This window comes from Janthinobacterium sp. 75, assembly GCF_004365495.1.
Taxonomy (GTDB): domain Bacteria; phylum Pseudomonadota; class Gammaproteobacteria; order Burkholderiales; family Burkholderiaceae_D; genus Janthinobacterium.
In genome coordinates, this window is the sequence record NZ_SORD01000001.1 from 812,083 (window position 1) to 834,821 (window position 22,739).

Annotated in this window: 23 protein-coding genes; 9 read left to right on the plus strand and 14 right to left on the minus strand. The window is 62.9% G+C overall.

Going from position 1 to position 22,739, the window contains the following annotated elements; genetic code table 11:
- Window positions 1-73: 73 nt before the first annotated feature.
- Both C8C89_RS03825 and C8C89_RS03830 read right to left on the minus strand, forming a co-directional pair.
- Window positions 74-856 (minus strand): LytTR family DNA-binding domain-containing protein, encoded by a 783-nt coding sequence (locus C8C89_RS03825; protein ID WP_133988934.1) that lies wholly within the window; start codon window positions 854-856, stop codon window positions 74-76.
- Complete coding sequence (locus tag C8C89_RS03830; protein WP_133988935.1) at window positions 849-2,108, minus strand: histidine kinase; 1,260 nt, start codon at window positions 2,106-2,108, stop codon at window positions 849-851. Before C8C89_RS03830 ends, C8C89_RS03825 begins: the two co-directional genes overlap by 8 nt.
- Before the next feature lie 283 nt (window positions 2,109-2,391).
- Here C8C89_RS03830 and C8C89_RS03835 point away from each other — a divergent pair, with 283 nt between their 5' ends.
- A complete protein-coding gene (locus C8C89_RS03835; RefSeq protein ID WP_035823589.1) occupies window positions 2,392-2,817 on the plus strand; it encodes an organic hydroperoxide resistance protein in 426 nt (141 codons plus the stop codon).
- A gap of 62 nt (window positions 2,818-2,879) precedes the next feature.
- On the opposite strand, the gene C8C89_RS03840 is transcribed toward C8C89_RS03835, so the two are convergent.
- Complete coding sequence (locus C8C89_RS03840; RefSeq protein WP_133988936.1) at window positions 2,880-3,713, minus strand: type 1 glutamine amidotransferase domain-containing protein; 834 nt, start codon at window positions 3,711-3,713, stop codon at window positions 2,880-2,882.
- A 120-nt stretch (window positions 3,714-3,833) separates the two neighbouring features.
- Between C8C89_RS03840 and C8C89_RS03845 the strand changes: the two genes are divergently transcribed.
- The 3 genes from C8C89_RS03845 to C8C89_RS03855 are packed head-to-tail and all read left to right on the plus strand — an operon-like array spanning window position 3,834 to window position 5,933.
- On the plus strand, window positions 3,834-4,742 hold the full coding sequence (locus tag C8C89_RS03845) for a LysR family transcriptional regulator (protein ID WP_101483416.1): 909 nt from the start codon (window positions 3,834-3,836) through the stop codon (window positions 4,740-4,742).
- A 40-nt stretch (window positions 4,743-4,782) separates the two neighbouring features.
- The gene (locus tag C8C89_RS03850; RefSeq protein WP_133988937.1) at window positions 4,783-5,259 is read left to right on the plus strand and encodes a GNAT family N-acetyltransferase; all 477 of its coding nucleotides are present in this window, start codon (window positions 4,783-4,785) and stop codon (window positions 5,257-5,259) included.
- Complete coding sequence (locus tag C8C89_RS03855) at window positions 5,256-5,933, plus strand: diphthine--ammonia ligase (protein ID WP_133988938.1); 678 nt, start codon at window positions 5,256-5,258, stop codon at window positions 5,931-5,933. Before C8C89_RS03850 ends, C8C89_RS03855 begins: the two co-directional genes overlap by 4 nt.
- Before the next feature lie 67 nt (window positions 5,934-6,000).
- Here the strand turns inward: C8C89_RS03855 and C8C89_RS03860 are convergent, their stop codons facing one another.
- Complete coding sequence (locus C8C89_RS03860) at window positions 6,001-6,462, minus strand: FKBP-type peptidyl-prolyl cis-trans isomerase (protein WP_101483413.1); 462 nt, start codon at window positions 6,460-6,462, stop codon at window positions 6,001-6,003.
- A 157-nt stretch (window positions 6,463-6,619) separates the two neighbouring features.
- Window positions 6,620-8,497, minus strand: coding sequence for a potassium transporter Kup (locus C8C89_RS03865; protein WP_101484802.1), 1,878 nt, complete (start codon window positions 8,495-8,497; stop codon window positions 6,620-6,622).
- Window positions 8,498-8,735: 238 nt separating this feature from the next.
- On the opposite strand from C8C89_RS03865, the gene rarD reads away from it, so the two are divergent.
- Together rarD and ettA are read left to right on the plus strand one after the other, a co-directional pair.
- Window positions 8,736-9,620: an EamA family transporter RarD gene (gene rarD / locus C8C89_RS03870; RefSeq protein ID WP_133988939.1), complete on the plus strand. Its 885-nt coding sequence runs from the start codon at window positions 8,736-8,738 to the stop codon at window positions 9,618-9,620.
- Window positions 9,621-9,717: 97 nt separating this feature from the next.
- The gene (gene ettA / locus C8C89_RS03875) at window positions 9,718-11,385 is read left to right on the plus strand and encodes an energy-dependent translational throttle protein EttA (RefSeq protein WP_034783756.1); all 1,668 of its coding nucleotides are present in this window, start codon (window positions 9,718-9,720) and stop codon (window positions 11,383-11,385) included.
- A 74-nt stretch (window positions 11,386-11,459) separates the two neighbouring features.
- Here ettA and C8C89_RS03880 read toward each other — a convergent pair whose 3' ends face one another.
- The gene (locus C8C89_RS03880; RefSeq protein WP_034752848.1) at window positions 11,460-12,041 is read right to left on the minus strand and encodes a porin family protein; all 582 of its coding nucleotides are present in this window, start codon (window positions 12,039-12,041) and stop codon (window positions 11,460-11,462) included.
- A gap of 224 nt (window positions 12,042-12,265) precedes the next feature.
- On the opposite strand from C8C89_RS03880, the gene C8C89_RS03885 reads away from it, so the two are divergent.
- Window positions 12,266-12,847, plus strand: a complete 582-nt coding sequence (locus tag C8C89_RS03885) for a molybdopterin-dependent oxidoreductase (protein WP_133988940.1) — start codon at window positions 12,266-12,268, stop codon at window positions 12,845-12,847.
- Between the two features lie 18 nt (window positions 12,848-12,865).
- Here the strand turns inward: C8C89_RS03885 and C8C89_RS03890 are convergent, their stop codons facing one another.
- Window positions 12,866-13,228, minus strand: coding sequence for a hypothetical protein (locus C8C89_RS03890; RefSeq protein ID WP_101483410.1), 363 nt, complete (start codon window positions 13,226-13,228; stop codon window positions 12,866-12,868).
- Window positions 13,229-13,494: 266 nt separating this feature from the next.
- On the opposite strand from C8C89_RS03890, the gene C8C89_RS03895 reads away from it, so the two are divergent.
- Window positions 13,495-14,949, plus strand: a complete 1,455-nt coding sequence (locus C8C89_RS03895; protein WP_133988941.1) for a sensor domain-containing diguanylate cyclase — start codon at window positions 13,495-13,497, stop codon at window positions 14,947-14,949.
- Between the two features lies 1 nt (window position 14,950).
- Here the strand turns inward: C8C89_RS03895 and C8C89_RS03900 are convergent, their stop codons facing one another.
- The 7 genes from C8C89_RS03900 to C8C89_RS03930 are packed head-to-tail and all read right to left on the minus strand — an operon-like array spanning window position 14,951 to window position 20,553.
- Window positions 14,951-15,793 carry a Rossmann-like and DUF2520 domain-containing protein gene (locus C8C89_RS03900; RefSeq protein ID WP_133988942.1) on the minus strand — a complete coding sequence of 281 codons (843 nt, stop codon included), beginning with the start codon at window positions 15,791-15,793 and terminating at the stop codon, window positions 14,951-14,953.
- Between the two features lie 6 nt (window positions 15,794-15,799).
- The gene (locus tag C8C89_RS03905) at window positions 15,800-16,387 is read right to left on the minus strand and encodes a DUF924 family protein (protein ID WP_133988943.1); all 588 of its coding nucleotides are present in this window, start codon (window positions 16,385-16,387) and stop codon (window positions 15,800-15,802) included.
- A gap of 5 nt (window positions 16,388-16,392) precedes the next feature.
- A complete protein-coding gene (locus tag C8C89_RS03910; protein ID WP_101483406.1) occupies window positions 16,393-17,133 on the minus strand; it encodes an MgtC/SapB family protein in 741 nt (246 codons plus the stop codon).
- On the minus strand, window positions 17,134-17,382 hold the full coding sequence (locus tag C8C89_RS03915; protein ID WP_071079957.1) for a hypothetical protein: 249 nt from the start codon (window positions 17,380-17,382) through the stop codon (window positions 17,134-17,136).
- Window positions 17,382-19,193, minus strand: coding sequence for an aminopeptidase P family protein (locus tag C8C89_RS03920; RefSeq protein WP_133988944.1), 1,812 nt, complete (start codon window positions 19,191-19,193; stop codon window positions 17,382-17,384). The genes C8C89_RS03915 and C8C89_RS03920 overlap by 1 nt, the downstream gene beginning before the upstream one ends.
- A gap of 30 nt (window positions 19,194-19,223) precedes the next feature.
- Entirely contained in the window at window positions 19,224-19,943 is a 720-nt protein-coding gene (locus tag C8C89_RS03925; protein ID WP_133988945.1) for a hypothetical protein, read from the minus strand.
- Window positions 19,930-20,553, minus strand: a complete 624-nt coding sequence (locus C8C89_RS03930; protein WP_243858244.1) for a Crp/Fnr family transcriptional regulator — start codon at window positions 20,551-20,553, stop codon at window positions 19,930-19,932. Before C8C89_RS03930 ends, C8C89_RS03925 begins: the two co-directional genes overlap by 14 nt.
- 254 nt (window positions 20,554-20,807) lie before the next feature.
- Here C8C89_RS03930 and C8C89_RS03935 point away from each other — a divergent pair, with 254 nt between their 5' ends.
- The gene (locus tag C8C89_RS03935) at window positions 20,808-22,739 is read left to right on the plus strand and encodes an AMP-binding protein (RefSeq protein ID WP_133993127.1); all 1,932 of its coding nucleotides are present in this window, start codon (window positions 20,808-20,810) and stop codon (window positions 22,737-22,739) included.

Genomic DNA, 22,739 nt, shown 5'->3' on the forward strand with positions numbered 1-22,739 from the left:
TATGATAATAAACGCTGGGCGAAGAAAGTATGAAAAAGCGTGCGCTACGGTTTTGAAAACGGCGCAATAGCGGCTACATATTGCGGAACAATGCCATGAACGGCTGGCTCACGGCCAGGGTTTCCGGCCGCGTTTTCAGACGCAAGGCGCCGCGTCCCACCTCGTCGCGCGTGACGGATGCCACCATCTTCATGTTGACGATGGTGGAGCGGTGGATCTGCTTGAAAATGGCCGGGTCAAGCACGTCGAGCAGTTCACGGATCGGCTTGCGCAGCAGCGCCTCGCCGTCCGCCGTCATGACGGCCGTGTACTTGGTGTCGGACTGAAAATAAACGATGTCTTCCACCATGATCAGCCGCGTATCCTTGCCGCTGCTAGCCGTCAGCCACACCAGCGGCGGCGACTTGGCGGCCGGCGGCAAGGCGCTGCTCAATTGCTGCAGCAAGCCGGCCAGCGCACCGTCATCCACTTGGGTCTTGCCGGCCCGTGCCTGCACGCGCTGCAAGGTCGCTTGCAGGCGCTCGCGGGCTATGGGTTTTAATAGATAATCGACGGCGCCGTTATCGAAGGCATCGATCGCGTACTGGTCGTAGGCGGTGACGAACACCACCTGCGTGGCGGGACTCGCATCGAGCGCGCCGGCTGCCACTTCCAGCCCCGTCAGGCCAGGCATGCGGATATCGAGGAAGGCGACGTCGGGTCGCAGGGTGGCGATGGCGTCGAGCGCCGTGCCGCCGTCGTCGCAGGCGGCGACGATACGCAGTGCCGGCCACTCTTCGGCCAGCAGGGCCACGAGCGCCTCGCGCAACAGGGTTTCGTCTTCGGCGATGACGCAAGTCATCTCAGGCTTATGCATAGGAGACTCCTTGCGCCGTGCTGTCGGGCACCGTGATGGTGGCCGTCACGCCATCGGGGAAATTGGCGAGGATGGAAAACGACGCGGCCGCACCATAAGTCAGGCGCAGGCGTTCGCGCACATTGCGCAAACCGATGCCCGTGCCGGCGCCGTCGTCGCTGAAACCCTTGCCATCGTCGGCCACCGTGACGATCACCGTGCCGTTGCCGCTGCGTGCCATGATCCAGATGGTGCCGCCGCCGCTTTTCGGCTCCAGGCCATGCTTGATGGCGTTTTCCACCAGGGTTTGCAGCATCATCGGCGGCAGCTCCACCTGGCGCAGGTATTGCGGTACCTCGATCTGCAGGTTCAGGCGTCCGCCCATGCGAATTTTCAGGATATCGAGATAGGCGCGCGCCCGTTCCAGTTCCGTGCCCAGGGTCGACATGGCTTGCTCCGTGCGTGGCAGCGAATGGCGCAAATACAAAATCAGGTTGCCCAGCATCTCGTCGGCGCGCACGGGATCGCTGCGCGTGAGCAGCTGCGCGCTGGCCAGGGTGTTGTACAGGAAGTGCGGCTCGACCTGCGCATGCAGCAGGCTCAGTTTGGCCACCGTGAGCTCCTTTTCCGTCACCGTCTGGCGCGCCTCGGCCTGCTCGCCGCGCCGACGCTGCGCCACCCGGCGCGTCATCGCCCGCGTCACCGCTTCCGCGTTTTCCAGGTTGCTGCCATGGTCGACGAGGAACCAGTCGGTCCAGGCATTGCGCGCCGGCTCGCAGATCAGGGTCACGCTGCCCGCCTCGCCATTCGGCGTGACGGTGGCGAGGATCTGGTTCGGCCGCGGCTCCAGGAATCCCAGCAGGCGCATGCGGGGCAAACCCGTGTGCGTGTAAGGCGCCGCCCGGCGCACGCGAGCCTGCACCTGGAGGCTGTCCCGCGCGCTTTCGACCACTTCGCTGCCCGGCAGTTCGCGGATGGCCGCGTCGATCATGTCGAACACCTCGCCCGCCTCAAACGGGATCTCGATCTGGCGCCGCTGGCGGCTCGACAGGGTGCCGGGGTTGACGGCGTCGGCGATCAGGCGCACGCGGCGCACGTGCGAAAACGCATTCGTGATGACGGCGCTGGCCAGCAACGCGCCGACGATGACAAAGAAGCTTTCCGTGTGTCCGAAAATGTGGCGCAGAAAGGTCTCGACCAGGAGGGAGGTGGCGATGATGTAGGTGAGCATCGTGGCCAGGGTGAGGCGGAAAATAAAAAAGAGGCTGGTCATGATTTTTCCTTGGTATAGAAGTGGGCCAAGCATAACCATAGCCCCCGGGGACGGTGGCCATTATGCGATGGAAGGGCAATACTGGCGACAAAGGCAAGAAAATAAAGCACAAATGGGCGTCGCCCGAAAATAAAATCGCTTGCAATTAAATAGTGCGCGATATATATTGCATGCATGGACGCCGTAAATCGCTTCTTCAGACGGGCATCCTGGGGCAGCAGCCCACGAAACAAGTAGTACACTATTTAGTAGTCACCTATTTATCTATCTAAAGGAAACCATCATGTCGATCAAACAAGTCCTGTACCGCGCACAAGCTACCGCCACCGGAGGCCGCGAAGGCCGTGCCGTGTCGTCCGACAATGTGCTGGACGTCAAGCTGACCACGCCAAAAGAACTGGGCGGCAATGGCGCCGTGGGCACCAATCCGGAACAACTGTTCGCCGCTGGCTACTCGGCCTGCTTCATCGGCGCCATGAAATTCGTCGGCGGCCGTGACAAGATCGCCCTGCCGGCAGACCTGTCCATCGAAGGCAACGTCGGCATCGGCGCCATCGACACGGGCTTCGGCATCGAAGTGGAACTGAAAATTTCACTGCCAGGCATGGAACGCGCCGCCGCCGAAGCGCTGGTCGCCGCCGCCCACATCGTGTGCCCTTACTCGAACGCCACGCGCGGCAACATCGACGTCACCCTGACGATCGTGTAATAGCGGCAACACGCCCTGCACATCCCCGGCCGCGCCCCCAGGCGCCGCCGGGGATTTTCGCCTTAGCGCAGCGCCTGCAGCAGCTTGTCTGCCAGCGCTGGCGCCGAGGCCGGATTCTGTCCCGTGATCAATTCGCGGTCGGCCACCACGTTGCTGGTCCACGGCGCCTGGTTCTGCACATACTGCGCGCCCGCCGCCTGCAAGCCCGACTGCGGATAGAACTTCATCGTCCCGCCGCCGAGCGCGCCCTGCGCCGCCGCCTCTTCCTGGTTGCTGATCACCGTCATGCGGTAGCCGCTGTAAATCCAGTCCGCCGGCGTGGGCGGCGTCCGGCCCGCTTCCAGCGCGGCCGCAAATGCCGCCGCCTGCGGCAAGGCCGACAGCAAGGCGATGGGACCGTGGCACAGCAGCGCCGTCGGCTTGCCGTCCGCGTGGAACTGCCGCAGCAAGGCGCCCAGACTGGCATCCTTCAACAGATCCTGCATGGGCGCGTGGCCGCCCGGCACCAGCACGGCTGCGTAGTGGCCATAGCCGATCTGCGCCACCCGTTTCAGGCTGATCACGGGCGAGCGGCCCGGCACGGTCAGTGCCAGCTGGTCCAGCAAGGCCTTGTGCGCCGCGTGGGCGGCCGTGTCGCCGCCAAAGTAGGCGGCCGTATCCGAACTGGCGTCCAGGGTCGGCGCCTGGCCCTGCGGCGTGGCGAACGTCACCGTGTGGCCCGCATCGAGCAGCTTTTTCACGGGCTGCATCAGTTCATTCAGGTAAAAGCCCGTCGAAAAGACCTTGCCATCGCGCAGCTCAAGGTGATTCGCGTCCGACAGCACGACGAGCACCTCGGCCGCCTGGGCAGTGGAAAAGGTCGCCAGCAACAGACTGCTGATCAGTAATTTTTTCATGGTGTGGCCTTTCTGTAGAGAGGTCACCAGCATATTCCGAATAAAAATACAAAAAAATGATGAATAATGCACAGCACTGATGCGCAATACGACTGAATAGAAACGCTGAATAGGAATGACATGGATAAATTACAGGCGATGCAACTGTTTCGCCGCGTGGCCGAGCTGGGCAGCTTTCGCCGCGCGGCCGACGAACTGGATCTGTCGGCCTCGTATGTGAGCCGGCGCATCGGCCAGCTGGAGCAGGAACTGGGCGGGCGCCTGATGACGCGCACCACGCGCCAGCTGGCCCTGACGGAAACGGGCGCCGCCTTCCTTGAGCACTGCCGCAAGCTGCTCGACGAACTGGCGCAGGCCGAGGACATGGTGGCCCACTCCACGGCGCACGTGACGGGCCGCTTGCGCATCAATGCGCCATTATCTCTGGGCGTGGGCGAACTGGCCGAGGGGCTGGCCGATTTCATGGCCGAGTGGCCTGCCTTGCGCCTGGACGTGGACCTGAAGGACGAATACGTGGACCTGGCGGCCGCCAACTACGACCTGGGCTTTCGCGTGACCACGGCGCTCACCGATTCGAGCTATGTGGCGCGCCATATCCACGATTACCGCCTGCACATCTGCTGCGCGCCCGCCTACCTGGCACGCCACGGCCCCCTGCTGGAACCCACGGACCTGACGCGCCAGCGCTGCTTCATCTACAGCCACGCCCTGTTCGGCAGCCGCTGGCCGCTGCGCCATGCGGGGCCGCACAGCGATATCGAAGTGCCGAACTGGGTACGCACCAACAACACGCTGTTCATGCGCAGCCTGATCCTGCGCGGCCTGGGCATCGGCATCCTGCCCACCTTTATCTGCCGCGAGGAGCTGGCCAGCGGCGCCCTGGTCGAGCTGTTCCCCGACGTCGAGCGCCCCAGTCTGGCACTGTTTGCCATCTACCCGTCGCGCCAGCTGGTGGCGCCCCGCGTGACGCGCTGCATCGAGCACCTGAAGCAGTGGTATGCGCAGCGCTATCCCGCGCCGGCCGCGTGAAGCCGGTAAAATCACGGCCACTCTCAATCAAGGATGCCCCATGATCAGCTGGCAATGGAACACGTTCGACGAACTCGGCCCCCACGATTTGTACCAGGTGCTGGCCTTGCGCCAGCGCGTGTTCGTCATCGAACAACAATGTATTTACCCGGACCTCGATGGCCATGACCAGCAAGCCATGCACTTGCTGGGCTGGCAAACGGTCAATGGCCAGCGCCGGCTGGCTGCATATCTGCGCGTGCTGGCGCCTGGCGCCAAATACGTGGAAATGTCGCTGGGCCGCGTGCTGACGGCGCCCGAAGCGCGCACCACGGGCGCTGGCAAGCAGCTGCTGCTTGAGGGCATCTCGCGCGCCGAACGCCAGCACCCTGGCCACGCCATTCGCATCGGTGCGCAGCAGTACCTGGAGCGCTTCTACCAGTCGTTCGGTTTTGTTACCGTCAGCGCCCCCTACGACGAAGACGGCATACAGCACATCGACATGCTGCGCGCGGCACAGCCGGGAGCGGCAGCATGACGACGGCCCTCATCTCCTGGAGCGGCGGCAAGGATTCCTGCCTGGCCCTATGGCGCGCACGCAACGCCGGCATGCGCGTGCCGCTGCTGATCACGGCCATGGATGAAGATGGCCGCAAATCGCGCTCGCACGGCGTGCCGCCGGAACTGCTCGAAGCGCAGGCGGCCAGCCTGGGGGCGCGCCTGCAGCGCTATCACGCCAGCTGGGCCAGCTACGAGGAGAAATTCATCGCCATGCTGCGCGCGGCGAAGGACGAGGGCATAGACCACGCCCTGTTTGGCGACATCGACCTGCAGCCGCACCGCGACTGGGAAGAAAAAGTCTGCGCCGCGGCCGGCCTGAAGGCCCACCTGCCCTTGTGGGGCGAAGCACGGCGCGCGCTGGTTGACGAATTTCTCGCCGCCGGCTTCAAGGCCATCGTCGTCTGCATCAATGGCCGGCATCTGCCACGCGAATTTTGTGGGCGCGAGTTCGACGCATCTTTCCTCGCCGACCTGCCGCCGGGCGTCGACGCCTGCGGCGAGAACGGCGAATTTCACACCTTCGTCTACGACGGTCCCGCCTTCAGCGCCCCCGTGGCGCTGCGCCGCACGCAGGTGCTGCAATATGATGCACCGGCCGATCTGGGCGGCGCTACGTATTACTTCCAGGAACTAGCCCCACCTGAGGCGTAAACGGGCCGCCTAAGCAAAAAAGGGCGATTCCGTGGAATCGCCCTTTGTCCATGCGCCCTGCGCGTGCTTATTTTTTTGTCACGGCGACAAGCTTAATTTCAAACAGCAGGCCGGCGTAGCCAGGAATCTTCGGCAGGCTACCCACCTTGCCATAGCCCAGGTCATACGGAATAGCCAGCACGCGCGTGCCACCGACCTGCATGCCGACCAGGCCGCGGTCCCAGCCCAGGATGACCCGGCCGATACCCAGAGGGAAGGTAAAGCCGGTGCCCGCCTGGGTCGCATCGAACTGCGCGCCCTTGTTGTCCGGCTTGCTTGCGTCATACAGCCAGCCCGTGTAAAGCACGGTCAGGGTATCGCCAGCTGCCGCTGCCGTGCCGGTGCCGACCACCGGATTGGTAATGACCAGTTCTTTCACTTGCGTATTCGGGTCGAGCACGACTGGCTTCTCGGTGTTGGCAGCAGCACCGCAGGCGGTCAGGGCCACGGCGCAAGCGAGCGTGGCGATCAATTGAAATACCGATTTCATCGTTTCCCTTTAAAAATTGGTGTGTGACTGAGGCCCGTACGGTGTGGACCGGTACGGGCTGCAGTTTAACAGGAGTCGCCCGCCCTATTTGTAAGCAGACGTAAGCAAGCCCTTAAATTTATGCGCCAATGCAACATTGACACAATTATCACATTGTTCAGATTTCCACTTGCGTGCCCAGTTCGATCACCCGGTTGCTCGGGATCTGATAGTAATCGGCCGCCGTGCGTGCATTGCGCGACATGGTGACGAACAGGTGCTCGCGCCACGGCATCATGCCGGCACCCGGCGTCGAGATGATGGTCTGGCGCGCGATGAAGAACGACGTTTCCATCATTTCGAAATCGAGCCCCTGATCCGCGCAGCGGGCCAGGGCCTCCGGAATGTCCGGTTCATCCTTGAAGCCGTAATGCACGTTCACCTGGAAACACTGGTGGCCCAGGTCCACCACGCGCACCTGCTCGGACGGCGCCACCCACGGCTCTTCATGCATGAAGACGGTGAGGAAAATGACACGCTCATGCAGCACCTTGTTGTGCAGCAAGTTATGCAACAGCGCATGCGGCACGCCATCCGTCTCGCCGCGCAGGAAGATGGCCGTGCCGGGCACGCGCAGCGGCGGCGCGATAAACAGCGACGAAAGGAATTCGTTGAGCGGGATCGCGTGTTTTTCCAGGTTCTGGAACACCAGCTGGCGGCCCCGTTTCCAGGTCAGCATGATGGTGAACAGGATGGCGCCCAGCAGCAGCGGGAACCAGCCGCCGTGGAACAGCTTCAGGGAGCTGGCTGCGAACAAGTTCACATCGATGATCAGGAAGAAGCCCGTGGCAGCCCAGCACAGCAGCAAATTCATCTTCCAGCGGTAGCGGATGACGAAGAAGGTCAGGATCGTGGTCGCCAGCATGGTGGCCGTGACGGCGATGCCGTAGGCAGCGGCAAGCTTTTCAGACGAACCGAAACCGACCACGGCCATCAGTACGACGGCCAGCTGCAGCCAGTTGACGGCGGGGATGTAGATCTGGCCGATTTCGCTTTCCGACGTGTGGCGCACGCGCATGCGCGGCAAAAAGCCCAGCGCGATGGCTTGCTTGGTCATCGAGAAGGTGCCGGAAATGGTTGCCTGCGAGGCGATCACGGTGGCCATGGTCGACAAAATCACCAGCGGGTACACGCTCCAGGCGCCCAGCTGCTGGTAGAACGGATTGGAAATGGCTTCCGGGTGCGCCAGCAGCAGCCCGCCCTGGCCCAGGTAGTTCAGCGCCAGCGCAGGAAAGGCGATCAGGAACCAGGCCATGCGGATCGGCTTCTTGCCGAAGTGGCCCATGTCGGCGTACAGCGCCTCGGCGCCCGTCAGTGCCAGCACTACGGCGCCCAGCGACAGGAAGGCGATGCGGCCATTGTCCAGCAGGAAAGCCACCGCGTGCAGGGGATTGACGGCGGCCAGGATGGCTGGCGACTTGATGATATTGACCACGCCCATGCAGGCGAGCGCGACAAACCATATCAGCATGATAGGCGCGAAGAAGCGCCCGATGCCAGCCGTACCATGCGACTGCACCGAATACAGCGCCACCAGGACGGCGATCGTCAGCCACACCACATACGGGCTGAAGGCGGGTGTGGCCACTTCCAGGCCTTCGATGGCCGACAGCACGGAAATGGCGGGCGTGATCACGCTGTCGCCATAGAACAGGGTGGCGCCAAAGACACCGATCACCATCAGCGGCACATGCCAGCGCGACGACTTGCTGACGGATGACAGCACCAGTGCCATCAGGGCCATGATGCCGCCCTCGCCGCGGTTGTCGGCACGCAGCACCAGGGTCACGTACTTGAGCGAGACGATCAGTGTCAGGCCCCAGAAGATCAGCGAGACGATGCCCAGCAGGTTGTTATGCGTGACCGCCAGGCCGTGGGCAGGGTCGAAGACCGTCTTCAGGGTATACAGCGGACTGGTGCCAATATCGCCGTAAACGATGCCGACGGCAGCCAGTGTCAAGCCGACCAGGCTGCTTTTTTTGTGTTCCGACGTCAAGATTGCACCCGTTTTTGTTTTGTTGCATCGCACAATATGATAGGTATTAGCAAATAGCAAGAGTATTTTTGCATGGTTCTGCAGCTGCCCCAAAGTCGTGGTTTTGTGCCGCTCCGCCTTGCTGCGCGGGCTTGCGGCCATTGATTTGTTGCCATTCTACGCCTCGTCAGCGGCGCCGGGCAGCCCCAGATGTTTTCAGCCATAATGACAGACTGTCTACTCTCCAGCGAAGACCATCATGAATCCAGGCATGTTGTACGCCTCCCTCGCCTTCCTGTGCTGGGGCCTGTTCCCCCTGTATTTCCATGCCATCGATGAAATCGCGCCGCAGGAAATCCTGGCGCACCGCATGGTCTGGTCACTGTTGTTCCTGGGCATCGTGCTGACCGTGCGCCGCCAGTGGCGCTGGCTAGGCAGCCTGAAAGCGCAGCCCAGGGTCGTGGCCAGCTTCGTCGCCAGTGCGTTTTTGCTGTCCGCTAACTGGTTCATCTATATCTGGGCCGTCAACAACGGCCACGTGGTCGACGCCAGCCTCGGCTACTTTATAACGCCCCTGATCAATGTCATGCTGGGCTTTTTGCTGCTGCACGAGCGCTTGCGCCGCCTGCAGTGGCTGGCCATCGGCCTGGCCGCCTGCGGCGTGGCCTGGCTGACTTGGCAGGCGGGGCAAGTGCCGTGGATCGCCCTGCTGCTGGCGGCCAGCTTCGGCGGCTATGGCTTGCTGCGCAAGACGGCCGCGCTCGGCGCGCTGGAAGGCCTGTCATTCGAAACATTGATTTTGTTTCCCCTGGCGCTGGCCTACATGCTGTGGCTGGCCTGGCATGGCCAGAGCGGCTTCGTCAATACTGACTCGTCCGCCACGCGCGCCCTGCTGCTGGCGTCCGGCCCCATCACGGCCATTCCCCTGCTGCTGTTTGCCGCCGGTGCGCGCCGCCTGCCGCTGGCTGTGCTGGGCTTACTGCAATACATCGCCCCCACGGGCCAGCTGCTGATCGGCGTGTGGATCTTCCACGAGTCGTTCACGCCCGAGCGCATGCTGGGCTTCCTCATCATCTGGACGGCGCTCGCCCTGTATGCGGCCGAAGGGCTGTGGACAACCCGCAAGGCACGCGCCAGCACCTAGACTTGCCCCAGGCGTCCGTTTTCGCAGCGCGCAGCGCTGGCCGGAAGCGGGCGTTTACCGTATCCTGTCCGTCTTTGTATATCACCCGAGATTTCTAATGGCAAATTACGTCTACACCATGAATCGCGTGGGCAAAATCGTCCCGCCCAAGCGCCAGATTCTGAAAGATATTTCCCTCTCCTTCTTCCCAGGCGCGAAGATCGGCGTGCTGGGCCTGAATGGTTCCGGCAAATCGACCCTGCTGAAAATCATGGCAGGCATCGACACCGACATCCAGGGCGAAGCCGTGCCGATGCCGGGCCTGAACATCGGCTACCTGCCGCAGGAACCGCAACTGGATCCGGAAAAAACCGTGCGCCAGGAAGTCGAATCGGGCCTGGGCGAAGTGTTTGAAGCGCAAGCCAAGCTGGAAGCCGTGTACGCCGCGTATGCCGAGGAAGACGCCGATTTCGACGCCCTGGCCACGGAACAGGCGCGCCTGGAAGCGATCATCTCGACGTCGGACGGCGGCAATTTGAATTTGCAGCTGGAAATGGCCGCCGACGCGCTGCGCCTGCCGCCATGGGACGCCAAGGTCGGCGTGCTGTCCGGCGGTGAAAAGCGCCGCGTGGCGCTGTGCAAACTGTTGCTGTCCAAGCCCGACATGCTGCTGCTCGACGAGCCGACCAACCATCTGGATGCGGAATCGGTGGACTGGCTGGAACAATTCCTGTTGCGCTTCCCTGGCACCGTGGTGGCCATCACCCATGACCGCTACTTCCTCGACAACGCGGCCGAGTGGATCCTGGAGCTGGACCGCGGCAGCGGCATTCCATGGAAAGGCAATTACTCGACCTGGCTGGAGCAGAAGCAAGCCCGCCTGAAGCAGGAGGAATCGACGGAATCGGCACGCCAGAAGGCGCTGCAGAAGGAATTGGAATGGTCGCGCCAAAACCCGAAAGCGCGCCAGGCCAAGTCGAAAGCCCGCCTGGCCCGCTTCAACGAGCTGTCCGAGCACGAATACCAGAAACGCAACGAAACGCAGGAGATCTTCATTCCCGTGGCCGAACGCCTGGGCAATGACGTCATCGAGTTCAAGAACGTGTCGAAAGCGTTCGGCGACCGTTTGCTGATCGACAACCTGAGCTTCACCGTGCCGCCAGGCGCCATCGTCGGCATCATCGGCCCCAACGGCGCCGGTAAGTCGACCTTGTTCAAGATGATTACAGGCAAGGAACAGCCGGACAGCGGCGAAGTGGCCATCGGCCAGACGGCGCGCGTGTCCATCGTCGACCAGAACCGCGATTCGCTGGCCGACAACAAGTCCGTCTTTGAAGATGTGTCCGGCGGCGCCGACATGCTGACCGTGGGCCGCTTCGAAATGCCGTCGCGCGCCTACCTGGGCCGCTTCAACTTCAAGGGTTCGGACCAGCAGAAAATGGTCGGCAACCTGTCCGGCGGTGAACGGGGACGTCTGCACCTGGCCAAAACCCTGCTGATGGGCGGCAACGTCCTCCTGCTCGATGAACCGTCGAACGATCTGGACGTGGAAACCTTGCGCGCGCTGGAAGATGCCTTGCTGGAATTTGCCGGAAGCGTCATGGTCATTTCGCATGATCGCTGGTTCCTCGACCGTATCGCCACGCACATCCTGGCGTTCGAAGGCAATTCGCAGGTCACCTTCTTTGACGGCAACTATCAGGAATATGAAGCCGACAAGAAAAAACGCCTGGGCGAAGAAGGCGCGAAACCGAAGCGCATCCGCTACAAACCGCTGACGACGTAAGTTTCACGTCGGATCATGCAAAAAGGCAGTTACCTCGCGGTAACTGCCTTTTTTTTCAGCAAACTTCTAAACCATTAGAAGTTGTAGCGTGCGCCTAAAGCGAGGCCCGTAGCCTTGCGGCCCTGGTCGGCGCTCTTGCCGAAGTGTTCCACTTCCGCCGTCAGCGAGACTTTCTCGTTGATCGCGTACTGGGCACCGACGGAAGCGTACACGCCCGTCTTGTCGTTGCCGCTGATGCCGGTCGACAGGCCCGTGCCGCTCAAGCTATTCTTGACCTTGGCCACACCGAGTTTGCCGAACACGCCGACCTTGTCGGTCACCGGCATGGTGGCCTTGCCGGCCAGGTAGTAGCCGTGCGAGTCGCTTTTCACGGAACCGTTGCCGGCACCGGTGACATAGCTGTAATCCTTGCTGCCGAAATCGGCATAGCCGCCCTCGACCGCCCAGGTCTTATCGAAATCGTAACCGGCGAAGATCTTGGCGCCTGCCTTGTAGCCGCTGTGGTTATCGGCGCTGGTGGCGCCAGGAATATCGAAGTTATAACGGTTGCCCGTGACGCCAGCACCCACATAGGCGCCTTCGGCGTGCGCGGCGCTCATGCCGGTCAGTGCGGTAACGGAAGCGATCATTGCAAACAGGATTTTCTTCTTCATCATGTTCTCTCTCTCAATTAGTTGACATGCCTGGATTCGCAGTTCAGCGAAGTGCGATGACTACACATTAACAGCCGGAAAAAGCTACGTCTTTCTCGATCCCGTAAGAACTGTGACAAGATGTAAGTGAACATTCCAAACTGACAATAACCATAAAATACGCACCGTTGAGCGAACTTAAGATAGACTTAAGAGCATTAGCGTTTTTCAGTCAAGAGGAGAGGTGCATGCACAAACGCCAGTTTCTCGCCGCCGGCATGGCCGCTGCGGCCCTGCCCGCCATCGCCCGGTCGGCGCCCGCCGGCCCGCGCGGTCCTGCCCTGCTGACCATCACAGGCAGCATAGACAAGCCCAACCGTGGCCCCTTCGACGCCGTGCGCGACCAGATGATGCACAAGCAAAAGATCAGTTTTGAGCGGGCGCGGGCCTTCGACTTCGCGGCGCTGGCGAACTTGCCGGCGCGCACCATCCACCCCACCCTGGAATACGACGGCAAGGCGCATGCCCTGCGTGGGCCGCTGCTGGTCGATGTCTTGAAGGAGGCGGGCGCCCCGGAGGGAGATAATGTACGCCTGCTGCTGCGCGCCGTGGATGGCTATGCGGCGGCGCTAACCGTGGTACAGGCGCGCACCCAGCGCTTTATTGTCGCCACCCACCTGGACGGGCAGGCGATGGCGCTGGGCGGCCTGGGGCCGCTATGGGCCATCCATGATGCCGACCGCATCGCAGCCGTGGCGGCGCTGCCCCTGGCCCAGCGTTTCGCCAGTTGCCCGTGGGCGCTGTATCACATCGGCGTGGAGGTGGGTTGAAACTATCGACAACGCCAATCAGGCGTAGGCTTCGGCCATCGACATGACACGCGGCGCGATAGTGATGCCGTGCTCCTCGAACAGGGCAGTGATGGCTGCCAGGTTATGCGTGCATTCTTCGGTTTTCCAGCCCTTGAAGATATCCGTGCCATCCTTCTGGAAATGCAGGTCCAGCACCTTGCCCGCATCCTTGTGCAGGTAGGGCGAACTATAGGTGTTCTCGTAGCCGAGCGCCTTCAATTGTCCCAGCAAGGCATGCGGTGGATGATCGGGATCGGTGGCGAGGAAAACGCCAAAGGTCTTGCCAGGTGGTTTGGCGGCGATGTCGACTTCATAAATGCCGGGGGCCTTGCTGACAGACGTACTCTTTAAAAATAACATACAACACTCCCTGCGCGTGATGTCCTGCGCCGAAAACGGGCGGCAAGACAGGGGCGGTGCGCAATGATTCCCCTCGTCAAATCTTATTGCTAATTTGCATCTTTGTCGACAAATCGGCACTTTTATTTGGTAAGTCGTGGTTATCTTGTTGCATACACAAGCGTAAATTATCAATAAAGCCAGTTATCATTGCGCCAATACCCGGCCTGCTGCATACTTTTGGCTAGCGTAAAGATTGCCTTCCCGCCTGCCACTTCCTCGTCTCCATGCGCCTTCTGTCGATCAAGTACCGCTTGCTCATCCTCCTGACCCTGATCCTGGGCGCGGGCTTCATGGCCACCAGCCTGGCCAGCTATCTGGCCTCGCGCCAGGCCATCGAACATGGCATCGCCGACCAGACCTTGCCTCTGACGGGCGACAATATTTATTCCGAAATCCAGAAGGACATGCTGCGCCCCGTCTTCATCTCGTCGCTGATGGCGCACGACACCTTCGTGCGCGACTGGATACTCGCCGGCGAAAGCAAGCCGGCGCAGATCGTGCGCTACCTGGCCGAAGTCAAGAAGAAGTACGGCGCCATCACCAGCTTTCTCGTTTCGGACAAGAGCAGCAAATACTATTATGCGGAAGGCACCCTGAAATCCGTCAGCCCGGAAGCAACGCGCGACATCTGGTACTACCGCGTGCGCGCCATGGACAGCACCGATTATGAAACCAATGTCGATGTGGACATGGCCAACCGTGACAGCATGACCATCTTCATCAACCATCGCGTGGTCGATTACAACGGCCAGTTCATCGGCGCCACCGGCATTGGCCTGACCCTGGACACCATGAGCCACATCATCGACCGCTACCAGGTACGCTTCCACCGCAACATCTATTTTGTCGACGGCGCAGGCACCCTGGTGCTATCGGGCAAGACCATGCGCGAAGGTCACGGCAACATCCGCAAATTGCCAGGCGTAAACGCCATTGCAGACCAGATCATCAACCACCAGAGCGCACCGACGCATCTGTCGTACCAGCTGGGCCACGCGCAAATCCTCGTCAACTCGCGTTTCATTCCCGAACTGGGCTGGTACCTGGTGGTCGAGCAGAATGTCAGCGACGAAGTCAAGTCGCTGCAGGGCGTGTTCATCCTGAATCTGGCCATCAGCTTTGGCGTGACCCTGCTGGTACTGGTGCTGACCTTGCTGACGGTGAACCGCTACCAGCGCCGCATCGAACGCATCGCCTCGACGGATGCGCTGACGGGCTTGCTGAACCGGCAATCGCTGGAATTGCTGTTCCAGCGCGCCATGCTCTTGTCCAAGCGCACGGCACAACCGATGTCGGCCATCCTGTTCGACATCGATTTTTTCAAGCGCGTCAACGATACCCACGGCCACCTGTGGGGCGACAAGGTCATCCGTGGCGTGGCCGACGTGGCGCGCGCCACCGTACGCGAAAGCGATGTCATCACGCGCTGGGGCGGCGAGGAATACCTGGTGCTGCTGAATAACTGCAGCCTGGCCAAAGCGGTGGAAGTGGCGGAAAGCCTGCGCGCCGCCGTCGAGGAGCACGATTTCGGCCTGCCCGCGCCGCAGCTACCAGTGACGATCAGCCTGGGCGTGGCCGAATACCGGCCCGACGAAAGCGAGTCAGCCTTCTTTTCACGCGCCGACAGCGCGCTGTATCAGGCAAAACAGCAGGGACGCAACGGCGTGCACGCCGCCTGATTCATCCCTCGCGCTTGCGCCTTGCCAGATCTTGCGTGGGCGCCACCAGCGCGCGGTACAACTCGCCCGTGGCGGCATCCCAGCTTTGCACCGCCATCTGCTGGCGTTGCACGGTGGCCGAGTCCCCCCGTGCGATGGGGCCGGACAGCGCGGGCGCGGCGCCCAGGCGAAATACATTGGCCACCGCTTCCGTCACCAGGGGCTGCGCCAGTTCGCGCGCCACCGGTTCCGGGATGCCGGCCGCCTGGTAGGCGCGCAGCGCGGCATCGAGCACGGTCACCAGGTAATTGCTGGCGAAGACGGCAGCGGCGTGATACAGGGTCTTGGCGGCCGGATCGATGGGCACGGGACGCGCTCCGATGGCGATCAAGGCTGGCGTGAGGAAGGCCAGCGCCAACGGATCGCCTTCAACGCCGCAAAACGTGCCGTCAAAGGTGGCGGCCACCTGCTGCGGGTCGGCAAAGCTGCGGATCGGGTGCGCGCTGGCCACCGATGCACCGGCCTGCGTGGCCGCCAGCAGCACGTTGGAGGCCAGCGCACCGCTGCAGTGGAACACGATGGCGCCCGCCTGGCGTCCCTCGGCCACCAGCGCCGCGCAGGCCGGGCCGATCTGGTCGTCCGCCACAGCCAGCATGGTGACGTCAGCGCGCCGCAAGGCCGCATAGCTGGCGACGGCGGTGCCGGCGCCCATGAAATCCACGGCCGCCTGCGCCGACGCCAACGAGCGCGTCAGCACGTCCTGCACCAGGATTTTTCCGCCGTTCGTACTTTCCACGCCGGCGAACAGGCGGCCCAGCACGCGGCCCACATGGCCGGCGCCGATGATATTCAGGGTGACGTTCATGACTACCTAAAAGCTGGAACCGGGCTGGCGCAGGAACTCCACTTCTTCCGGCGTGGAGGGCCGGCCAAGAATGGCGTTACGGTGGGGGAAGCGGCCAAAGCGGGCGATCACTTCCTGGTGACGCTGCGCATAATCGAGCATGCTTTCAAAACCGGGCTGCGCCTGCGACAGCAGCTGGAACAGCTCGACGGCGCGCGCCTGCATGGCCAGGTCTTCCGCGTGTTCGAACGGCAGGTAGGCAAAGGCGCGCAGCATCGGCGGCAGCTGCTGGTCCTGCCCTGCTTGCGTCAAGGCGACGGCCAGCGCCAGCGCCTGGCTATCGCCGGCAAAGGCGCGCGGCGTGCCACGGTACACATTGCGCGTGAACTGATCGAGCACGATGAGGTGCGCCAGCGCGCCGTGCGGCGTCGCGTTCCACGCGTGCAAGCCGCCCTCGACGGCCGCATCGATCAGCGCGCCGAAACGCGCACCTATCCGCGCGTCGAAGGCGTCATCCTTGCGAAACCATTCCATGCGTGACTGGCCGTAGCCAGGGTTATCCGGCGGCAGGAACCAGAAATCGAGTACGTCTTGGGCCTGTGCGTCCATGTCCATCCTTTTCAGTTGCGTGCGTGCGACAGCTGGAAGCCGGCGATGCCTTCGAAGGCGGCCAGTTCGGCCGACATGGCCGACAGGCTGGCGCCGGTATTCTTGCCATGCGCGATGGCGACAAAGCGCCATTCCTGCATGCCGTCGGTGCTGCCGATCGTCAGCGAGCCGCCGGCAATGTCATAACCGCGCTTGGCGGCCATGCGCCGCAACGCATCTTCGCGCGGAACAAAGCCTTGCTTGAAGCGCATGGTGATGGCCACTGCGTGGCGCGACGGCAGCCAGTTCTCCAATTTTGACAGAAAAATCATCGCCATCGCGCACAGGAAGGCCAGCCCCATGGCCGACAGATAAAAGCCGATGCCGACCATGATGCCGATCACGGACGAGGCCCAGATCGAGGCAGCCGTCGTCAGGCCGCTGATATTGAAGCCCTCGCGCATGATGACGCCGGCGCCCAGAAAGCCCACGCCCGTGACGATACCCTGGATGACACGTGTGGGGTCGCTGCCGACGATGGCGCCATGGCCTCCGTACCAGAACTCGGGATAGCCGCCCAGGACCGTCAACGCCGCCGAGGCCATGCAGACCAGGCTGTAGGTGCGCATGCCCGCCGCGCGCCCGTGATATGAACGCTCGTAACCCACAAGCAAGCCCAGCAGCAGCGCGCCAAGCAGGTTCAGCAGGATTACGCCATTCGTCGCCAGCTCGGCCGGCGACCAGTAGGCGCGCAGGAAGTCGATGGTCGGCATCTAGGGCTTTTTGGTCAGCTGCTTTTCAAACGCCACGTCGAGCTTGCTGACGCGGCGCGCCTTTTGCGGTCCCAGCCCATTCACGAAGGCGACAAAGGCATCCAGCTCCAGCGGCGGGCACAGGGGCGGCAAGCCCGGGCCTTCGGTGAGGAAGAACAGTTCATCGCCCGTGCGCGCCATCGTGTAGAGGCGGTGGCCGGTGCGTTCCTTGAGCCGCTCGATGGCGGAAGTGGCGCGGGTCGAGCGCATCAGATGGCTCCCGTGCGCTGTTCCAGCCATGCCAGCGCGTCGCCCGCCAAGTGCGGCGACAGGCGCGCGCGCACGGTGGCGTGGTAGTCGTTAAGCCAGGCCGCCTCGTCGTCGCGCAGCAGCGACCGTTCCACGCAGCGCGTGTCGATCGGGCACAGGGTCAACGTTTCAAAACGCAGGAAGTCGCCGAACTGCGAAGACGCAGCGGGGACGTTGAGCACCAGGTTTTCGATGCGGATGCCCCACTGGCCGGGACGGTAGATGCCCGGTTCGATGGAGGTGATCATGCCTGTCTCCATGGCTGTCTGCGGCTCCGGCATGGCAGACTGGGAAATCGATTGCGGGCCTTCATGGACATTCAGGAAAAAGCCCACGCCGTGCCCTGTGCCATGGCCAAAGTCGATGCCCTCGGCCCATAGCGGTGCGCGCGCAATCGCATCGAGCATGGGCGACTTCACGCCGCGCGGAAACTGCGCACGCGACAGGGCGATCATGCTGCGCAAGACCAGGGTGAAATCGCGCCTGTGCTCGGCCGTGATTGTGCCGACGGGGACCACGCGTGTGATATCCGTGGTGCCGCCCCAATACTGGCCGCCCGAGTCGATCAGCAGCAAGCCGTCGCCTTCGATTGTCGCTTCCGTGCCCGCATGCGCGTGGTAATGCATGATGGCGCCATGCGCATTGAAGCCGGCGATGGTGCCGAAGCTGGGGCTGACAAAACCGGTACGGCGCGCGCGGGCGGCCGTCAGGTGTTCGTCGATGCCGATCTCCGTCAACGGTGCACGCTGCGGGTCGGCCAGAGTGGCATCGAGCCAGCTGAAAAACTCGCACAGGGCTGCGCCGTCCTGTTCCATGGTGGCGCGCACGTGCGCCGCTTCGGCATCCGTCTTGCGCGACTTGGCCAGGGTGGTCGGGTTGATGGCCTCGACCACCCGCACGCCCTCGGGCACGGCCTGGCGCGTGCCGAACGTGATGCGGCGCGGATCGAGCAGCAAGGTAGCGCTATCAGGCAGGGCGGCCAGCGCGGCCGCTGTGCGGTCATACGCGGCCACGTCCACACCTTGGTTCTCCAGCGTGGCGCGCAGCGCGGCGGGCAGCTTGCCGTCGGCGACGAACAGGGTGGCGCGCTCGGGACCCACCAGCGCATGCGCGAGGAAGACGGGGTTGTAGTTCACGTCCGCGCCGCGCAGATTGAACAGCCAGGCGATATCGTCGAGGGTGGAAATCACATGGTGGCTGGCGCCATGTGCCGCCATGCCGGCGCGCAGGGCCGCCAGTTTTTCCATGCGCGACAGCGATGGATACCCGGCCGCATGCTCGACCACAGGCGCGGCGGGCATGGCCGGGCGCTCTGGCCACACGGCTTGCAGCACATCGGTGTCCGTGCGCAGGGTCACTTGCGCGCCCAGCGCCTGCTGCAGCAGGCGCGCATTGGCCAGGCCCAGCACGGCGCCGTCGACGGCCACCGTCTGCCCCGGCTGCATGGTCTCGCCCAGCCAGTCGATATACAGCACGCTGGCGCCCGAGGGGATTTTTTTCAGGACGATGCCGCTGCCGGCCAGTTCGTCTTCCGCCTGTTCCCAGTAGCGGCCATCGGTCCACACGCCGGCAAAATCCTGCGTCACGACCAGGGTGCCGACGGAACCCGTGAAGCCGGACAGCCACTCGCGGCCCTGCCAGCGGGCCGGCAGGTACTCGGACAGATGCGGGTCAGCCGATGGCACGATGCAGGCGTCGATGCGCTGCGCGTGCATGGCGCTGCGCAGTTGCGACAAACGGGAGGCGGGAGTGGCTTGGTCAGGTGTCTGCATGGGGACGAAAAGAGCGGTGCTGGGAAGCGCCTATGATACCCCGATTAGCCCGGGTAAGGCACTGCGCACCCGCAACGCCTTTTCAGCCGGTTTCAGGTTGCGTTCGAGTTTTTTCCTGATGCCCGCGTGGCGCACCTGCTCCAGCGCTGTGCGCAGGGCTTGCACACTGGCCTGCGTCGGGATGGTTTCCACGCCATGGCCCAGGGCCATGGCCAGCGACTGCGACGGCGCGCTTTTGGCCGTGCCGGGCGCCACGCACACCTGCGGCAGCAAGGTGGCGATGACGGGCGCGAACCAGCCCTCGTCGCGGTAGGCAGCCACCCGCGCGGCGCGCGCCAGCACGCCGGAATCGGCCGTAGCGAAGGCCGCATCGGCCACATACGGCAGCTGGCAGGCATGGATGGCCGCGATGTGCGCAGCCGCTTCTTCCAGGATGGCGCGCGAAAAATCCGCATACGCCGCGTCGTCGGCCAATACCTGCGCGGGATCCGTGGCGCCGATGTCGTCGCGGCTCCAGTGAACGCTGTGCGGCGAGCTGGCAAGCGCCAGCAAGGAGGCGTCGCGCAACTGCGGCAGCAAGGCCAGTTCGCTCAGGGTAATCGGCATGGGCAGCAGGGCATGGCGTGCCTGCATCGCCGCATCCAGCCGCGCCAGCGCCTTTGCGCCGGCCAGGCGCGCCTGCAGGAACGATTGATAGTGCTGTTCCGTCAGGTGCCGCACGTCGTCGAGCGAGACCTCATTCGCCATCATCGGCCTCGTAGCGGCGCAAGCCTTCCAGGTCCAGCACGCGGATGCCGCCATAATCGAGGCGCAGCAAGCCTTTCTTTTCCAGCACCTGCAAGGCCTGGTTGGCGCGCTGGCGCGAGGACCCCGACAACAGGCCAATCTCTTCCTGCGACAACTGCACCAGCGTATCGACGCCAGGGTACAGGTGCGAGTTGAACATCGAGGCCAGGCAGCGCGCCACGCGCGTGTTCAGGTCAAGCAAGCGCTCGTTTTCCACCATGCCGATGAACTGGCCCAGGCGCTCGTTCAGCTGCATCAACAGGAAACGCGTGAATGGCAGACTCGTTTCCAGTAGCCAGTGGAAAGTGGCGCCGGGCAGGCGCGCCACGCGCGTGTCGCGCAGGGCCATGGTGTCGTATTTGCGGATTTCATTCTTCAGCAATGAACCTTCGCCAAACCAGCTGCCGGGCGGCACGCCGATGAAGGTCATGGCCTTGCCGGAGGCGGAAAAATTATTCATCTTGACCATGCCGCTGATGACGCCGATCCAGTTATCCACCGGCTCGCCCTTGCGGCAGACAAAACCGCCTTTCGGCACGAAGGTTTCAAACACATCCGCCTCGACCCGGGCCATTTGCACGCGATCGAGCAGCTGCGCCCAGTTGGCCGCGCGCACGGCATCCTTCAAACTGATATCAGGGTAGGTCATTGTGCGATGCACCATCGAAAAGTGGGTAAATGTCCCCGAAAAGACAACTTGGCAAACTAACGCAAGCTACTATCATTGCACAAACGCCTTACACATAAAAACACAGAGCGCCATCCAACGAGATGGAGCCTGAGACAAGCAACAGGGAGACACTGGTGCAAACGACTACCACAGCAACGATGCCGACTTTTCCGCGGCGCTTATTGCAACACGGGACAGTACGATCCGACAAGCCCGCATTTCGCGAAAAACATCTGGGTATCTGGCAAACCTGGACCTGGCTGGAGGTTAACGACGAGGTGCGCGCCCTGGCCTGCGGCCTGGCTGCCATCGGCTTCCGGCGCGGCATGAACCTGGCCATCATCGGCGACAACCGTCCCCGCCTGTACTGGGCCATGCTGGCCGCGCAAAGCCTGGGCGGCGTGCCCGTGCCCCTGTACCAGGACGCGCCGGCCGCCGACATGGCCTACGTACTGCAGGACGCGGAAATCCGCTACGCCATCGTCGAAGACCAGGAGCAGGTCGACAAGCTGCTCGAACTGAAAGCGCTGTACCCGCACATTGCCCACATCGCCTACGACGATGAACGGGGCATGCGCCATTACCGCCAGCCGGAGCTGACGTCCTTTGCCGCCCTGCAGGTGCTCGGCAGGGCCTACGACCGCGAACATCCCGGCTTCTATGAGGCCCAGGTGGAAGCCGGCGCTGGCCACGATTCGGCCGTCATCCTGTACACCTCGGGCACCACGGGCAAGCCGAAGGGCGTATGCCAGAGCCATACAGCGCTGCTGGCCGCCGGCGAAGGCGGCGTGGCCTTCGACAAGCTCACAGACGACGAAGACATCCTGTCCTACCTGCCCATGGCGTGGGTGGGCGACTGCCTGTTTTCGCTGGCGCAAGCCATGGTTGCCGGCTTCACCGTCAACTGCCCCGAATCGGGCGACACGGTGATGATCGACATGCGCGAAATCGGCCCCACCTGCTACTTTGCCCCGCCGCGCGTGTTCGAGAACATGCTCACCAGCGTGATGATACGCATGGAAGACGCCAGCAGCATCAAGCGACACATGTTCAGCCATTTCATGGACGTGGCCAAGCGCTGCGGCGCGCAGATTTTGGATGGCAAGCCCGTGTCGCTGGCGGACCGCCTCAGCTACAAGCTGGGCGAACTGCTGGTCTACGGCCCCCTGAAAAACGTGCTGGGACTGTCGCGCGTGCGCGTCGCCTATACGGCCGGCGCCGCCATCGGCCCCGACCTGTTCCGCTTCTACCGTTCCATCGGCGTCAATCTCAAGCAATTGTACGGTTCCACCGAAACCTGCGCCTATGTGTGTCTGCAGCCGGATGGCAATATCAAGTTCGACAGCGTGGGCTTGCCAGCACCGGGCGTGGAAGTCAAACTGGCGGCCAATGGCGAAGTGCTGGTGAAGTCGCCGGCCACCATGAGCGGCTACTTCAAGCGTCCCGATGCCACTGCCGAAGTGATCGATGCCGACGGCTACTTCCATACGGGAGACGCTGGCGTGTTTGATAGCGAAGGCCACCTGAAAATCATCGACCGCGCGGCCGACGTCGGCAAGCTGACGTGCGGCGCCATCTTCGCGCCCAACTACATCGAAAACAAGCTCAAGTTTTTCCCCTTCATCAAGGAAGTGGTGGCCTTCGGCCATGCGCGCGACCAGGTGTGCGCCTTCATCAACATCGACATCGAAGCGGTGGGCAACTGGTCCGAGCGGCGCGGCATCGCGTATGCCGGCTACACCGATCTGGCGGCGCGCGCCGAAACCTACGGCTTGATCCGCGACTGCATCGAGCAAGTCAACGCGGAACTGGCGGCCGACCCCTTGATGGACCGCACGCAGGTGCACCGCTTCCTGGTGCTGCACAAGGAACTCGACCCGGACGACGACGAACTGACGCGCACGCGCAAGGTGCGCCGCAAATTCATCGCCGAAAAGTACGCGGTGCTCATTTCCGCCCTGTATGAAGGCAAGGCAACGCAATACATCGAGACCCAGGTGAAATTCGAGGACGGCCGCACCGGTTCGACCAGCGCCGACCTGCAGATCTGGGACAGCAAAACGTATCGGCCCCAGGGCCTGGCCGCATGA